At 70.1% G+C, this 15,423-nt stretch carries 11 protein-coding genes and 1 pseudogene; 8 read left to right on the forward strand and 4 right to left on the reverse strand.

The annotated features are described in order from the left end of the window. Positions 1-249, reverse strand: a 249-nt coding sequence (locus A5702_RS26325; RefSeq protein ID WP_156669601.1) for a hypothetical protein, incomplete at its 3' end; no start/stop codon positions are given. Between the two features lie 20 nt (positions 250-269). Between A5702_RS26325 and lysX the strand changes: the two are divergent. From lysX to A5702_RS12535, 5 genes and pseudogenes are all read left to right on the forward strand, one after another. Further along, positions 270-3,152: pseudogene (gene lysX, locus A5702_RS12515) on the forward strand (bifunctional lysylphosphatidylglycerol synthetase/lysine--tRNA ligase LysX); the annotation flags it as partial. A 76-nt stretch (positions 3,153-3,228) separates the two neighbouring features. Continuing rightward, a complete protein-coding gene (locus A5702_RS12520) occupies positions 3,229-4,713 on the forward strand; it encodes an alpha/beta hydrolase family protein (protein ID WP_197506555.1) in 1,485 nt (494 codons plus the stop codon). 6 nt (positions 4,714-4,719) lie between these two features. Continuing rightward, complete coding sequence (locus tag A5702_RS12525; RefSeq protein WP_055402803.1) at positions 4,720-5,151, forward strand: DUF6653 family protein; 432 nt, start codon at positions 4,720-4,722, stop codon at positions 5,149-5,151. A 5-nt stretch (positions 5,152-5,156) separates the two neighbouring features. Beyond that, positions 5,157-5,405 (forward strand): hypothetical protein, encoded by a 249-nt coding sequence (locus A5702_RS12530; RefSeq protein WP_068221097.1) that lies wholly within the window; start codon positions 5,157-5,159, stop codon positions 5,403-5,405. Positions 5,406-5,434: 29 nt separating this feature from the next. Further along, complete coding sequence (locus A5702_RS12535; protein ID WP_068221100.1) at positions 5,435-7,132, forward strand: serine/threonine-protein kinase PknH/PknJ; 1,698 nt, start codon at positions 5,435-5,437, stop codon at positions 7,130-7,132. A gap of 7 nt (positions 7,133-7,139) precedes the next feature. Here A5702_RS12535 and uvrA read toward each other — a convergent pair whose 3' ends face one another. Beyond that, positions 7,140-10,043, reverse strand: coding sequence for an excinuclease ABC subunit UvrA (gene uvrA, locus A5702_RS12540; protein WP_068221103.1), 2,904 nt, complete (start codon positions 10,041-10,043; stop codon positions 7,140-7,142). A gap of 110 nt (positions 10,044-10,153) precedes the next feature. Between uvrA and A5702_RS12545 the strand changes: the two genes are divergently transcribed. Next, a complete protein-coding gene (locus tag A5702_RS12545) occupies positions 10,154-10,840 on the forward strand; it encodes an MBL fold metallo-hydrolase (RefSeq protein WP_055402813.1) in 687 nt (228 codons plus the stop codon). A 70-nt stretch (positions 10,841-10,910) separates the two neighbouring features. Here the strand turns inward: A5702_RS12545 and A5702_RS12550 are convergent, their stop codons facing one another. Further along, the gene (locus A5702_RS12550; protein WP_055402815.1) at positions 10,911-11,354 is read right to left on the reverse strand and encodes a universal stress protein; all 444 of its coding nucleotides are present in this window, start codon (positions 11,352-11,354) and stop codon (positions 10,911-10,913) included. A 283-nt stretch (positions 11,355-11,637) separates the two neighbouring features. On the opposite strand from A5702_RS12550, the gene A5702_RS12555 reads away from it, so the two are divergent. Beyond that, the gene (locus tag A5702_RS12555) at positions 11,638-13,209 is read left to right on the forward strand and encodes a glycosyltransferase family 39 protein (RefSeq protein ID WP_068221136.1); all 1,572 of its coding nucleotides are present in this window, start codon (positions 11,638-11,640) and stop codon (positions 13,207-13,209) included. Between the two features lie 54 nt (positions 13,210-13,263). After that, complete coding sequence (locus tag A5702_RS12560; RefSeq protein WP_068221104.1) at positions 13,264-13,983, forward strand: MgtC/SapB family protein; 720 nt, start codon at positions 13,264-13,266, stop codon at positions 13,981-13,983. Positions 13,984-13,991: 8 nt separating this feature from the next. On the opposite strand, the gene A5702_RS12565 is transcribed toward A5702_RS12560, so the two are convergent. Beyond that, a complete protein-coding gene (locus tag A5702_RS12565) occupies positions 13,992-15,401 on the reverse strand; it encodes an MFS transporter (RefSeq protein ID WP_055404961.1) in 1,410 nt (469 codons plus the stop codon). Positions 15,402-15,423 lie beyond the last annotated feature (22 nt).

Genomic DNA, 15,423 nt, shown 5'->3' on the forward strand with positions numbered 1-15,423 from the left:
CTCCACCAGTCCCCAGGACACCAGGATCCCGATCACGTCGCCGGCCACCAGCACCGCGGCCGCTTTGACCAGCGCGCCCTTGCGGACCTTGGCCCAGAACTCCCGGTAGGCCAGCACCAGCAGCACGATCGCGACGATGTGCACCGCGAACCCGAGGTTCTCGCCGAAGGTCTCGGCCGCGGTGTTGTCACCCGCGGCGATGTCGGCGGCGTTCAGCCCCGCGGCCAGGATCATCTGGCCGAGCAGCACCAGCCAGGCGATCCGTTTGCGCGCTGGTCAAAGCGGCCGCGGTGCTGGTGGCCGGCGACGTGATCGGGATCCTGGTGTCCTGGGGACTGGTGGAGCTGTGGCCGGGAACGCTGGCGCGCCAGGACCGCCTGCCCTACGTCGCCAACCGGGTGGTCGGCTTCGCGCTGGCCGACCCGGACCTGTTCACCGGCAAGCCGCACGTCTTCCTCAACGCGATCTTCGGCCTGACCGGCGCGCTGGCGCTGATCATGGCGACCATCGTGCTGTTCCAGTCCCAGCGCGCCGAGAACGCGCTGACGGGCGAGGACGAGTCCGCCATCCGCGGCCTGCTCGAGCTGTGGGGCAAGAACGACTCGCTCGGCTACTTCGCGACCCGCCGCGACAAGTCGGTGGTGTTCGCCCAGAGCGGCCGCGCCGCCATCACCTACCGCGTCGAGGTGGGCGTGTGCCTGGCCAGCGGCGACCCGATCGGCGACCCGCGGGCCTGGCCGCAGGCCATCGACGCGTGGCTCGGGCTGTGCCAGACGTACGGCTGGGCGCCGGGGGTCATGGGCGCCAGCACGCAGGGCGCGCGGGTCTATCGGGAAGCCGGGCTGAACGCGCTCGAGCTGGGCGACGAGGCGATCCTGCGGACCGCCGACTTCAAGCTGTCCGGACCCGACATGCGCGGGGTGCGCCAGGCCGTCACCCGGGCCCGCCGCGCCGGGCTGACGGTGCGGATCCGGCGGCACCGCGACATCTCCGCCGAGGAGATGGCCCAGACCATCACCCGCGCCGACGCCTGGCGCGACACCCAGACCGAGCGGGGCTTCTCCATGGCGCTGGGCCGGCTCGGCGACCCGGCCGACGGGGACTGCCTGCTGGTCGAGGCGATGGACCGCGACGGCGCCGTGGTGGCGATGCTGTCGCTGGTGCCGTGGGGCACCACCGGCGTCTCCCTGGACTTGATGCGCCGATCCCCGCAGTCGCCCAACGGCACCATCGAGCTGATGGTCAGCGAGCTCGCCCTGACCGCCGAAAACCTTGGCATCAGCCGCATTTCGCTGAACTTCGCGATGTTCCGCTCGGCGTTCGAGCAGGGCGCCCAGCTCGGCGCGGGCCCGGTCGCGCGGTTGTGGCGGGGGCTGCTGCTGTTCTTCTCGCGGTGGTGGCAGCTGGAGACGCTGTACCGCTCGAACATGAAGTACCAACCCGATTGGGTTCCGCGCTACGCCTGCTACGAGGACGCCCGGCTGATCCCCCGGGTCGGCGTCGCGTCGGTGATCGCCGAGGGCTTCCTGGTGCTCCCGTTCACCCGGCGCGAGCGCGTGCACACCGGGCACCACCCCGCCGTGCCCCAGCGGCTGGCGGAGTCGGGCCTGCTGCACCACGACGGCTCCGCCCCCGACGTCAGCGAGTTGCAGCAACGCCGCGACGACGCGGAGCAAGAGGAGTCCTGGGCCCGGCTGCCCGAGCAGGTGCGGGTGCGGCTGGCCAAGCTGAAGATATTGCGGCGCAACGGCATTGACGCCTACCCGGTGGGCTCTCCGCCCAGCCACACCGTCGCCAGGGCGCTGGACGCGGACGACCAGGAACCCGTGTCGGTGTCGGGCCGGATACTGCGGATCCGCGACTACGGCGGGGTGCTGTTCGCCCAGCTGCGGGACTGGTCGGGCGAATTGCAAGTGCTGCTGGACAATTCACGCCTGGAGCGCGGCCGGAACGCGGATTTCACCGCGGCCATCGATCTCGGCGACCTGGTCGAGGTGACCGGGCACATGGGGTATTCCAAGAACGGCACCCGCTCGTTGATCGTGCGCGACTGGCGGATGATCGGCAAGTGCCTGCGGCCGCTGCCGAACAAGTGGAACGGGCTGACCGACCCCGAGGCGCGGGTGCGCACCCGCTACGTGGACCTGGCGGTCAATCCCGAGTCGCGCGAGCTGATCACGGCGCGCGCCAGCGTCCTGCGCTCGGTCCGGGAGACGTTGTTCGCCAAGGGGTTCATCGAGGTCGAGACGCCGATCCTGCAGCAGATCCACGGCGGGGCCACCGCCCGGCCGTTCGTCACCCACATCAACACCTACGACATGAACCTGTTTCTGCGCATCGCGCCGGAGCTCTACCTCAAGCGGCTGTGCGTCGGCGGGGTGGAGCGGGTGTTCGAGCTGGGCCGGGCCTTCCGCAACGAGGGGGTCGACTTCAGCCACAACCCGGAGTTCACCCTGCTCGAGGCCTACCAGGCGCACGCCGACTACCTGGTCTGGATCGACGGCTGCCGCGAGCTGATCCAGAACGCGGCGCAGGCCGCCAACGGGGAGCAGACCGTCCTGCGCGGTGACGGCGCCGACGGCCGCCTGCAGCCGGTCGACATCTCCGGGACCTGGCCGGTGAAAACCGTGCACGACGCCGTGTCCGAGGCGCTCGGGGAACGCGTCGATCCGGACACCCCGTTGTCCGTGCTGCGCAAGCTGTCCGACGCCGCCCACATTCCGTACCGGGCGCACTGGGACGCCGGCGCCGTGGTGCTGGAGCTCTACGAGCACCTGGTCGAGGACCGCACCGAGGGGCCGACGTTCTACATCGACTTCCCCACGTCCGTCTCGCCCCTGACCCGGCCGCACCGGAGCCGGCGCGGCGTCGCCGAACGGTGGGACCTGGTGGCGTGGGGGGTCGAGCTGGGGACCGCCTACAGCGAGCTCACCGATCCGGTGGAACAGCGGCGCCGCCTGCAGGAGCAGTCGCTGCTGGCCGCCGGGGGCGACCCGGAGGCGATGGAGCTCGACGAGGACTTCCTGCAGGCCATGGAGTACGCGATGCCGCCCACCGGCGGGCTCGGCATGGGCATCGATCGGCTCGTCATGCTCATAACCGGCCGCAGCATCCGCGAGACGCTGCCATTTCCGCTGGCCAAGCCCCACTGATCGGCCCCGGACGCGGGGGCCGTCCCAGGGCGAACATTCGGTGAATATGTTCCAGGGCGGTTAACAATAGATCACAATGAGTGCCGTGACCGCGCCGACGACCAACGCCACGACGCAGTTGCTGGCAAGTAGTCACACGTCGCTGATGCACGGCTGGCTGCCCACCACGATCCAGGTGGTCACCGCGGTGGTGCTCGCGCTCGCCGTCGGCTGGCGGTCGCGTCGGTGGCGGACGGTGTGGTTGCCGGGAGCTGCGCTGACCGGTGCCGCCGCGGCCTACCTCACGCACTGGTACATCGTCGACCGCGGCCTGTCCGACGACCCCGCGCCGGCCGCGCTGTGGGTCTGGATCGCGTTGACCGGGACGGCGGGGGCGGCGCTGGTCCTGGGCTGGCGCGGCGCGCGGCGCTGGCGGCGCGGGGCCGGGCTGCTGGCCGTGCCGTTGTGCGCGCTGTGCGCCGCGCTGGTGCTCAACCTGTGGGTCGGCTACTTCCCGACCGTGCAGGCGGCGTGGAACCAGCTCACCTCCGGTCCCCTGCCCGACCAGACCGACCCGGCGACCGTGATCGCGATGGCCGCCAAGCGGGCGCGTCCGCCGCACGGCAGCGTCGTTCCGGTGGCGATACCGGCGGACGCATCGCATTTCAAGCATCGCGGTGAGCTGGTTTACCTACCGCCCGAATGGTTCACCAGCAACCCGCCGCCGGCCCTGCCGACGGTCATGATGATCGGGGGCCAGTTCAACACCCCCGCGGACTGGACCCGCGCGGGCAACGCGATCAAGACGATCGACGACTTCGCGGCCGCCCACGACGGCAAGGCGCCGGTGCTGGTGTTCGTCGACTCCGGCGGCGCGTTCAACAACGACACCGAATGCGTCAACGGCGCCCGCGGTAACGCCGCCGACCATCTGACCAAAGACGTTGTGCCGTATATGGTTTCGAAGTTCGGCGTTAGCCGCGACCGAACCAACTGGGGCGTCGCCGGCTGGTCGATGGGTGGGACCTGCGCCGTCGACCTGACGGTCATGCACCCCGACATATTCAGCGCGTTCGTCGACGTCGCCGGCGACTTCTTCCCCAACGCCGGCACCAAGGCGCAGACCATCGCCCGGCTGTTCGGCGGAAACGCCGACGCCTGGGCGGCTTTCGACCCGACCACGGTGATCAGCCGGCACGGGCCGTACAGCGACGTGGCGGGCTGGTTCGCGATCTCCGCGGACGGGCCGCCGGCGGCGCGCCACGACCCGATGATGACCGACAGCGGCGCGATCCGCCTGGCCGGCCGGGACAACGCCGCCGACCCGGGCAACCAGACCGCGGCCGCCTACTCGCTGTGTGCGCTCGGGCGCGCAAACGGCATCGACTGCGCGGTGCTGGCGCAGCCCGGCAAGCACGACTGGCCCTTCGCCGACCGGGCCTTCGCCGCCGCGCTGCCGTGGCTGGCCGGCCGGCTGGGCACGCCGGGCATTCCGCGGACCGCGTTGCCCGGCACCGCCCCGCCCGCGCTCACCACCCCGGTCGTCGTCCCGGCCGACCGGTCCAACCCCGCCCGGCGGTAGCCGCCGGTGCCCATCGTCGCGCGCGTTCGGCGTGCCGTCTTTGCGCGGCACTGCAACCCGTGGAGCGCCTGGACCCGTTGGGCGAGCACCCCGTTGATCGTGGTGCCGGTGTGGACGCGGCGCTGGCGCGACGCGGCGTGGATTGCGTTGTGGCTGGCCGTGAATCCGTTCGTGTTCGGCAAGCCGGCGCACCGGCGGGCGTGGTCGACGCGGGCGATGCTGGGCGAGGAGTTGTGGATCAGCCGCCGCCCCCGCGACGCGGCGATGGCGGTCAGCGCGCTGACGTCGGTGGCCGCGCTGGGCGCCGTCGTCGCCGCATGGCGCCGGCGGGCACTGCCGGCGGCCACGGCCATCGCCATCCAGATGGCGCTGACGCTGGTGTACTGGGAGCAAATGGTGCGGTATCTGCAGCGCGAGCGACGGGCTTCAGTAGCGTAGCGACCATGCCCGACGAACCAGCGACGCCCGGCGCCACCCCGCCCGACCCCGGGTACGACAGCGCGGGCGTACCGACCTTCGAGTCCGTGCGCGAGAAGATCGAGAACCGCTACGCGACGTCGGTGGGCGGCGCGGAATTGGACGCCGAATCCCCCGAGGGCCGTTCCGTCGCCGAGCAATACGACGAGCGGGAGCGCGCCGCCGCCGAACGGTTGGCCCAGATCCGCGAGTCGATGCACGCGGACGAAGGCTAGGAAGTCGGCTTGGCGTCGGGGGGACGTCGATGAGTGAAACGCGGCCGGGTTCGCGGATCGGGAGCCGGTTCGGGCCCTACCAGTTGCGGCGGTTGTTGGGCCGCGGCGGGATGGGCGAGGTCTACGAGGCCTACGACACCGTCAAGGACCGGGTGGTGGCGCTGAAACTGATGTCCGAGCAGGTGAGCTCGGACGACTCCTTCCGCCGGCGCATGCAGCGCGAGGCCCGGACGGCGGGCCGGCTGCAGGAACCGCACATCGTGCCGATCCACGATTTCGGCGAGGTCGACGGCCAGGTGTTCATCGACATGCGCCTCATCGAGGGGCGCGACCTGGGCACGGTGCTGAGCCGCACGGGGCCGCTGCCGCCACCGCGCGCCGTCGCGATCGTCGAACAGGTCGCCGCCGCCCTCGATGCCGCGCACCGCGCCGGGGTCATTCATCGCGACATCAAACCCGAGAACATCCTGCTCGCCGAGGGCGACTTCGCCTACCTGGTCGACTTCGGCATCGCCGCCGCGGCCACCGACGAGCGGGTGACCAAGACCGGCGCCGCCATCGGCAGCTGGAACTACATGGCGCCCGAGCGATTCGGCAACGACGACCCCACCTACCGCGTCGACATCTACGCCCTCGCCTGCCTGCTTTTCGAATGCCTCACGGGCACAAGGCCGTTCCAGACGACCAGCCTCAGCAGCCTGATGGCCGCACACCTGGCGCAGCCGGTCCCCCGCCCGAGCCAGCGAAACCCCGCCGTGCCCGCGGCGTTCGACGAGGTGATCGCCCGCGGGATGGCCAAAGACCCGGCCGCCCGATACCTCACCGCGGGCGATCTGGCGAAGGCGGCCCTGCACGCGCTCAGCACGCCGGATCAACGCGAGGCGACCGAATTGATCCAGCACAGCCGCCATTTCGCGCCGCCACCCCCGACGTGGTTCCCCACCCCGCCGCCGTGGGCGCCACCCGCGCCACCCAGGCGCAGGCTGGGCCTGGTCATCGGCGCCCTCGCGCTCGTCGTCGCCGTCATCGCGGGTACCGGGGTGTGGTTGGCGGTAGACAGGTCCTCGGCCACGCAACCCGACAACCCCACCACGACGAGCCCGACCGAGGCGACCTCGACCGCGAGCGCGGTGACCACCAGCACATCGCCCATAGTTGTTCCCGCACAACTGGATTCGCTGCTGCTGCCCGTCGACCAGGTCAACGTCCTCATCGGCACCACCGGCATCGTCGTCGACCACAGCGTGACGGAGATGACCGACCCCGGCCCCGACAACACGCTGTCGGACGAGAAGTGCCTGGGCGCGCTGATGGGGTTCCAGACCCGGACGTACAAGAGCAGCGGCTACACGGCGACGCTGGCCCAGCTGATGAAGAAGCCGCAGAGCAAACCGGCCTACGTCGTGGTCCAGGGCGCGGTGATCTTCGCCACCGCCGACCAGGCCCGCAAATTCGTGGCCGACCAGTGGCCGCAATGGCGGGATTGCGGGGGCAAGACGGTGACCCAGCCCGCCGACAAGGCCCCGCTCGAATGGACCTTCGGTCAGATCAGCGGCAATCCGCCCAACATCGCCCTGCAGCACACGTTGGCCAACAGCCCGGTGGTGTGCCAGCACGTCCTGTCGGCGGTGTCGAACGTCGTGCTCGATGTCAACGCCTGCGCGCCCGGAATCATCAACCAGGGCAGGCAGATCGCCAACCAGATGGCGGCGAAAATCCCGGGCTGAGAGCCGATCAGGCGGTCACCTTGCGTCGCCGGGTCGACCGCCGCGGCGGCGCGGCGCGGCCGATGACCTCGGCGAGGAACTTGCCGGTGTAGCTCTCGGGCACGGCGGCGATGTCCTCCGGGGTGCCCTCGGCCACCACGGTTCCGCCCTCGGCCCCGCCCTCGGGCCCCATGTCGACGATCCAGTCCGACGTCTTTATGACGTCGAGGTTGTGCTCGATCACGATCACGGTGTTGCCCTTGTCCACCAGGCCGTTGATGACGCTGAGCAGCTTGCGGATGTCGTCGAAATGCAGGCCGGTGGTGGGCTCGTCGAGGATGTAGATGGTCCGCCCGGTCGAGCGCTTCTGCAGTTCGGCGGCCAGCTTGACGCGCTGCGCCTCACCCCCGGACAGCGTCGGCGCGGGCTGGCCCAGCCGGACGTAGCCGAGGCCGACGTCGACCAGCGTGCGCAGGTAGCGGTGGATGCCGGTGATCGGCTCGAAGAACTCCGCCGCCTCCTCGATCGACATGTCCAGCACCTCGGAGATGGTCTTGCCCTTGTAGTGCACCTCCAGCGTTTCGCGGTTGTAGCGTGCGCCATGGCACACCTCGCACGGCACGTAGACGTCGGGCAGGAAGTTCATCTCGATCTTGATGGTGCCGTCGCCCGTGCACGCCTCGCAGCGGCCGCCCTTGACGTTGAACGAGAACCGGCCCGGTTGGTAGCCACGGACTTTCGCCTCGGTGGTGGCCGCGAACAGGGTGCGGATCTTGTCGAACACCCCGGTGTAGGTGGCCGGGTTGGACCGCGGCGTGCGCCCGATCGGCGACTGGTCCACCCGCACCAGCTTGTCCAGGTGGTCCAGGCCCGTCACCCGGGTGTGCCGCCCCGGCACCAGCCGGGCGCCGTTGAGCCGGTTGGCCAGCACCGTGGCCAGGATGTCGTTGACCAGCGTGGACTTGCCGGAGCCGGACACCCCCGTCACCGAGGTGAGCACGCCGAGCGGGAACGAGACGTCGATGCCGCGCAGGTTGTGCTCGCGGGCGCCGACGACGGTGAGCTGGCGCTTGCGGTCTGTCGGACGCCGGATCGCCGGCATCTCGATGGCCTCCTTGCCCGACAGGAAGGCGCCGGTGATCGAGTCCTTGTTGGCCAGCAGCTCGGCATATGTGCCGCTGTGCACGATCTGGCCGCCGTGCTCACCGGCGCGGGGACCGATGTCGACGATCCAGTCCGCGTGCGCGATGGTGTCCTCGTCGTGCTCGACGACGATCAGGGTATTGCCCAAATCTCTTAGCCGCGTGAGGGTTTCGATGAGGCGCCGGTTGTCACGCTGGTGCAGGCCGATGGACGGCTCGTCGAGCACGTACAGCACGCCCACCAGGCCGGACCCGATCTGGGTGGCCAGCCGGATGCGTTGCGCCTCACCGCCGGACAGCGTGGCCGCGGCGCGCGACAGCGACAAGTAGTCCAGCCCGACGTCGAGCAGAAAGCCCAGCCGCGACTGGATTTCCTTGAGCACCTGGCCCGCGATCGCCTGTTCGCGCGGGCCCAGGGTGAGCGCGTTGAGGAAGTCCGAGCAGTCCGAGATCGACAGCTCGGACACCTCGGCGATGGACTTCTTGCCGTGCCGGCCCGCGGCGAGCGTGACGGCCAGGATCTCCGGCTTGAGCCGGGTGCCTTCGCACTCCGGGCAGGGCACGTCACGCATGAAGCCCTCGTAGCGTTCCTTCATCTGCTCGGATTCGGTCTGGGCCATCTTGCGTTGCAGGAACGCCAGCACACCCTCGAAATCGGCGTAGTAGGAACGGGTGCGGCCATACCGGTTGCGGTAGCGCACGTGCACCTGGTGGTCGCAGCCCTCGAGGATCGCCTTGCGCGCCTTGGGCGGCAGCTTGCGCCACGGCGTGTCGACGTCGAAGCCCATCTCCTCGCCGAGGCCGGCCATCATCCGGGTGAAGTACTCGGCGGTGTGGCCGGTGGACCACGGCGCCACCGCGCCCTCGGCCAGCGTGCGCTCGGGATCGGGCACCACCAGGTCGGGGTCGACCTCCTTGCGGATGCCCAGGCCGGTGCACTCGGGGCAGGCGCCGTAGGGCGAGTTGAACGAGAACGACCGCGGCTCCAGGTCGTCGACCGCCAGCGCGTGGCCGTTGGGGCAGGCCAGCTTCTCGGAGAACCGCTGCTCGCGATTGTGGGCGTCGTGCTCGTGGTCGACGAACTCCAGCACGACGATGCCGTCGGCCAGGTTGAGCGCGGTCTCCACCGAGTCGGTGAGCCGCTGCTTGGCGCTGGCCTTGACGGTGAGGCGGTCCACCACCACCTCGATGTCGTGCTTCTCCTGCTTCTTCAGCTTGGGCGGGTCGGTCAGCGGATGCACCACGCCGTCGACCCGCACCCGGCTGTAGCCCTGCGCGTTCAGCTTCTCGAACAGGTCGGCGAACTCGCCCTTGCGGGTGCGCACCACCGGCGCGAGCACCAGGAAACGGGTGCCCTCCGGCATCGCCAGCACCTGGTCGACGATTTGCTGGGGCGTCTGGCGGGCGATCCGCTCACCACAGACCGGGCAGTGCGGGGTGCCGGCGCGCGCGTAGAGCAGCCGCAGGTAGTCATAAACCTCGGTGATGGTCCCGACGGTCGACCTCGGGTTGCGGTTGGTCGACTTCTGGTCGATCGACACCGCCGGGGACAGGCCCTCGATGAAATCGACGTCCGGCTTGTCCATCTGCCCCAGGAACTGCCGCGCATAGGCCGACAGCGACTCCACGTACCGGCGCTGGCCCTCGGCGAAGATGGTGTCGAACGCCAGCGACGATTTGCCCGAACCCGACAGCCCGGTGAAGACGATCAGCGCGTCGCGGGGCAGGTCGAGGTCGACGCCACGCAGGTTGTGTTCGCGGGCGCCCTTGATGATCAGGCGGTCAGCCACGCTGCCCTCTCTCGGTGAATCCTCTACGTACTGCGGCGGGTATGCGCACGGCGCATTCCATGCTATGTGCCCGTACCGACAAGCAACGTTTGACCAGTAACGTGGCCGCTATGACTGCCTCGGTTGTGCCTAGCGACGACTACACCGGACACGTCGACCCCGGTACCGCGGCCCGCCGGACCCTACCCGGCGCCACGATCCTAAAGGCCTCGGTGGGCCCCATGGACAACAACGCGTATCTGGTGACATGTTCCGCTACCGGCGAAACCCTGTTGATCGACGCCGCCAACGACGCGGACGTGCTGATCGGCCTGATCCGGGAGCACGCACCGAAGGTCTCGCTGATCTTGACCAGCCACCAACACTTCGACCACTGGCAGGCGCTGCAGGCCGTCGCCGCGGCCACCGGGGCACCCACCGCCGCCCACGAGATCGACGCCGAGCCGCTGCCCGTCAAACCCGACCGTTTGCTGGCGGGCGGCGACACCGTGGAGATCGGCGAGCTGCGCTTCGACGTCATCCACCTGCGCGGGCACACGCCCGGCTCGATCGCGCTCGCCCTCGACGGGCCCGCGACGGGCGGGGTGACCCAGCTGTTCACCGGCGACTGCCTGTTCCCCGGCGGCGTCGGCAAGACGTGGCAGCCGGGCGACTTCACCCAGCTGCTCGACGACGTCACCGCCCGGGTGTTCGACGTGTACGACGACTCCACCGTCGTCTACCCCGGCCACGGCGACGACACAACGCTCGGCGCCGAGCGCCCCAACCTGGGCGAATGGCGCGAGCGGGGCTGGTGAGGCGGGGGCGTGGCGATCGCGAGCGCGGCGTAGCCGGGCGAAGCGGGTCGCCACCCATCGGGCTCGATCGCTAGTTCGTGGTGTGCACGATCAGCACGTCGACCTTGGCGCGCCGCGACACGTTGGCGGGCACCGAGCCGAGCAGCCGGCCCGCGATCGTGCTCAGGCCGACGTTTCCGACGACCAGCAGGTCGGCCTTCTCGTCTTCGGCCAGCTTGACCAGCGCGTCCACCGGCGCGCCCTCGATCGGGCGCTCCTCGACGTTCTTGGCGCCGGCCTTGTGCGCCCGCTCCTTGGCGTCCTGCAGGATCGCGTAGATCGGCGCGGTGCCGGACACCTTGTAGCTCTCGTTGCGCAGGGCGTCGGCGGCCCGGCCGTCCTCATGCTGGGGCAGGTACGCCGACGCGACGATCAGCTTGGCGTCCGGCCCGGCGATCTGCGCTGCCTTGTCTACCGCACGCATTGACGAGTCCGAGCCGTCGGTTCCCACCACTACAGTCCGATAGGCGCCCATTTACCCTCCCAGTTTCGGTTGGTCAGCCAACCCAAGACAGTATCGCGTTTGCCCGTTGGACAGGGAACAGATTAGCGACACCGCATGCCACGGCGTGTCGGCAATTTGCGGCCTCGCGCCGCGTCATCCGACAATATCGGCGATGGCGAATCAATCAAATGCTCAGGCCCGGGGCGTAAAGCGTTGCATAACGCCGCTTTTCGCCCCAATGCCGGTGCCGCGGAATTGGCGGGGGCCGATTTGTGAGCCGTCCTGACGATTCCCCTTTAGGGTGACAAGCATCATGTCCATGCCCACCGTCGAGCAGCGCGCCGCGGACGAAGTCGAGGAGCCCGCGCCCGCGCGTCCGGCCGGCAGGTTGCTCGATCCGTGGGCGATCGCCGTGTTGGCGGCCGTCGTCAGCGGCGCGTGGGCCTGCCGACCCTCGCTATGGTTTGACGAGGGCGCGACCATCTCGGCCGCCGCGAGCCGCACCCTGGCGGAGCTGTGGCGGCTGCTGAGCCACATCGACGCCGTTCACGGGCTGTATTACCTGCTGATGCACGGCTGGTTCGCGCTGTTCGGACCGACCGAGTTCTTCTCGCGGGCGCCCAGCGCCCTGGCGGTCGGCGCCGCCGCCGCCGGCGTCACGGTGTTCACCCGCCAGTTCGCGACACGACCGACCGCCGTGTGCGCGGGCGTGATCTTCGCCATCCTGCCGCGCACCACCTGGGCGGGGATGGAGGCGCGGCCCTACGCCTTCGCGGCGGCCGCCGGGGTCTGGCTCACGGTCTTGCTCGTCGCCGCCGTCCGGCGCAACGGGCAGCGCTGGTGGGTCGGCTACGCGCTGGCGTTGATGCTTTCGATTCTGCTCAATCTGAACATGGTTCTGCTGGTGGCCGTTTATGCCGTAATGGTGCCGCTGTTGGCGCCCGAAAAAGCGCGCAAATCCACGGTCATTCGGTGGGCGATCAGCTCGGCGGTCGCGGTCGCGGCGATGACGCCGTTCATGCTGTTCGCCCACGCGCAGGTTTGGCAGGTCAACTGGATTTACCCGGTCAGTTGGCATTACGCGTTCGACATCATCCTGCGGCAGTATTTCGACCACAGCGTCGCGTTCGCCATTGTGTCCGCCGTCCTCATAGTGGCGGCCGTCGCCGCCCGGCTGGCGGGGGTGCGGCCGCCGGCCGGGGACATCCGCCGGCTGCTGATCGTGTGCTCGGCGTGGCTGGTGATCCCCACCGCCCTGGTGGTCGTCTATTCGGCCGTCAGCGAACCGATCTACTACCCGCGCTACCTGATCTTCACCGCGCCCGCGATGGCCGCCGTGTTGGCGGTCTGCGTCGTCACGATCGCCCGCAGACCCTGGCCCATCGCCGGTGTGCTGCTGGTCTGCGCCGTCGCCGCGGTGCCGAACTACCTGTTCGTCCAGCGCTGGCCGTACGCCAAGGAGGGCTGGGACTACAGCCAGGTCGCCGACTTGATCAGCTCTCACGCCGCCCCGGGCGACTGCCTGATGGTTGACAACACCGTGCCGTGGCGGCCCGGGCCGATCCGCGCGCTGCTGGCCACCCGGCCGGCCGCCTTCCGGTCGCTGATCGACGTCGAACGGGGCGCGTACGGGCCGAAGGTGGGCACGCTGTGGGACGGCCACGTCGCCGTGTGGCTGACGACGGCCAAAATCGACAAATGCCCGGCGATCTGGACCATTACCAATAAGGAACCGTCGCTGCCCGACCATCAATCCGGACCGGCATTGCCGCCGGGGCCCGCATTCGGCCGAGCGCCGGCGTATCGATTCCCGAGTTACCTCGGGTTCCGCATTGTCGAACGATGGCAATTCCATTACTCGCAGGTGGTCAAGTCGACGCGCTGATTTTGGCGCTTTCCGGGCGGCGTGAACCGCCATTTGTTGGGTAGTTGACTACCCATGCACAGTTGGCTGGCCGCGCCGTTGCTGGGCGGCAACGTCCAGGGGCTTCGGCACCTCATCGAGCTGTTCGCCGCGTTCGGATTGACCACGCTGATCGGCCTGGAGCGCACCGTTCAGGGCAAGAGCGCCGGGCTGCGCACCCAGACGATCGTGGGCACCTCCGCGGCGCTGATCATGCTGGTCAGCAAGTACGGGTTCGCCGACGTGCTGTCGAACGGCACGGTCGCGCTTGACCCGTCCCGCATGGCGGCCCAAATCGTTTCCGGCATCGGCTTTTTGGGGGCCGGCATCATCATCACCCGGCGCGGGGCGGTGCACGGGCTCACCACGGCGGCCGCGGTGTGGGAATCGGCCGCGGTCGGCATGGCGGTGGGCGCGGGGTTGCTGTTGCTGGCCATCGCCGTCGTGGCGCTGCACTTCGTCAGCGCCCTCGTCTTCAAGGCCGTCGAGGGTCGCCTGACGGCGCAGCTGCGGGGCACCGTCCGGGTGCAGATCATCTACGAGAACGGTCGCGGCATGCTGCGGGAGGTGCTGCGGATCTGCGGGCAGCGGAACTGGCAGCTCACCGAGCTGGACGCGGACGCGCACGACATCGACGACGGCGAGGTGCGGGTGACGATGACCCTGTCGGGCGCCAAGATCGCCAACGCCCAGCAGGTGTTCGGCGAGGTCGACGGGGTGGTGGCGGTGCTGAAAACCGAGGACGACCCCGACTGAGCCAGGGGCTAGCCGACCGGCTGCGGCCGGCGGGCCCCGCGCGTCGCGCCGTAGGCCGCCGCCACCCCGGCGGCGCTCAACGCGGTGAACACCGTGAACAGCCAGTGCGCCGCCATCCCGTCGCCGCCCTTGGCGGTGTTGACCACCACCCCGGCCAGCCCGGCCGCGATCGCCGCGGAGACCAGCTGGACGGTGTTGATCGCGGCCGATGCGGCGCCGCCTTCGGCCGGGTCGTCGACCGCGGCCATCGCGCGCGCCGACAGGTGCGGCCAGGCCATCCCGATCCCGACGCCCGCCACCAGCAGCGCCACCGCCCACAGCGCGGCGGTCCAGGGGGACCCGTCGCCGCGGCGGGCGACCGCGGCCAGGGCCATCCCGGACGCGGCCACGATCGGCGCCGCCACGATCACCCGCGCGACGGTGCGGGGGCGATCCAGCGACGCGCTGAGGATCTCGCTGACCGTCCAGCCGAGCGCCAGCGCCGCCCCCAGGAATCCCGCCGCTATCGGCGTCAGATGCGCCAACCGCTGACCGAACAGCGGCACGTAGGTGTTGACCATCGCGGCGCCCATCAGCACGCCCATGGTCAGGTAGATCCACTTCAGCGGGCCGGGTCCGAACACGCTGGGCGGCAGGATCGCCGCGTGCGTCCGCCAGTCCACGAGCACGAACAGGCCCACCAGCGCGACGCCGGCGCCCAGCAGCGCGAACGTCGCCCACGCGTTGTGCGGGATCTGGGCGACGCTGACCGCCAGCGCGGCGGCGCCGATCAGCAGCAGCGACCGCACCGGCACGTTCATCGGCGCCACGGCGCCGCCGCCCCCCACGCGGGCCAACGCGACCGGCACCAGCATGGCCATCAGGCCGGTCAGCACCGCCATCGCGACGAAGGCCCACCGCCACAAACCCAGCTGGGCGAACAGGCCACCCGTGGTGGGGCCGACCACCGTCGCCACGCCCCACATCGCCGACACCAGCGCCGAGCTGCGCGTCCACAGCTCACGCGGCAAGGCCGTGTTGATCACCGCGTATCCGAGGCCGGCGAGCAGCCCGCCGGCCACGCCCTGCAGGGCGCGCCCAGCTATCAAAACCTGCATGTTGGGCGCCGCCGCGCAAACCAGGCTGGACACACCGAACACGGCGAGCCCGGTCAGGTAGGACGAGCGCGGCCCGGCGCGCACCAGCATCGGATTGACCATCGCCGCGGCCACCACGGAGCCGACCAGGTACAGGGTCGTCACCCAGGCGTAGAGCCGGCTGCCGCCGATTTCGGCGATGGTGTTGGGCAACAAGCTGGTGGTCAGGAACTCGTTGGTGGCGTAGAGCGCCACCCCGCCGGCCAGCAGGACGGACGTCCTCAGGTACCTGGCCCCCAGCAGCTGACGCCAGCCGCCGGTACCGGTCGCGGTGTCGGTCACCCTTCTACCGTATGGGGCGGTC

It is taken from the genome of Mycobacterium sp. E3339, from assembly GCF_001666915.1.
Taxonomy (GTDB): domain Bacteria; phylum Actinomycetota; class Actinomycetes; order Mycobacteriales; family Mycobacteriaceae; genus Mycobacterium.

Excerpts from the sequence above, each read along its gene's own strand:
- A5702_RS12545 (WP_055402813.1), top strand. The coding sequence starts at position 10,154 with ATGACTGCCTCGGTTGTGCCTAGCGACGACTACACCGGACACGTCGAC.
- A5702_RS12560 (WP_068221104.1), top strand. The coding sequence starts at position 13,264 with ATGCACAGTTGGCTGGCCGCGCCGTTGCTGGGCGGCAACGTCCAGGGG.
- A5702_RS12535 (WP_068221100.1), top strand. The coding sequence starts at position 5,435 with ATGAGTGAAACGCGGCCGGGTTCGCGGATCGGGAGCCGGTTCGGGCCC.
- A5702_RS12520 (WP_197506555.1), top strand. The coding sequence starts at position 3,229 with ATGAGTGCCGTGACCGCGCCGACGACCAACGCCACGACGCAGTTGCTG.
- A5702_RS12530 (WP_068221097.1), top strand. The coding sequence starts at position 5,157 with ATGCCCGACGAACCAGCGACGCCCGGCGCCACCCCGCCCGACCCCGGG.
- A5702_RS12555 (WP_068221136.1), top strand. The coding sequence starts at position 11,638 with ATGTCCATGCCCACCGTCGAGCAGCGCGCCGCGGACGAAGTCGAGGAG.
- A5702_RS12550 (WP_055402815.1), bottom strand. The coding sequence starts at position 11,354 with ATGGGCGCCTATCGGACTGTAGTGGTGGGAACCGACGGCTCGGACTCG.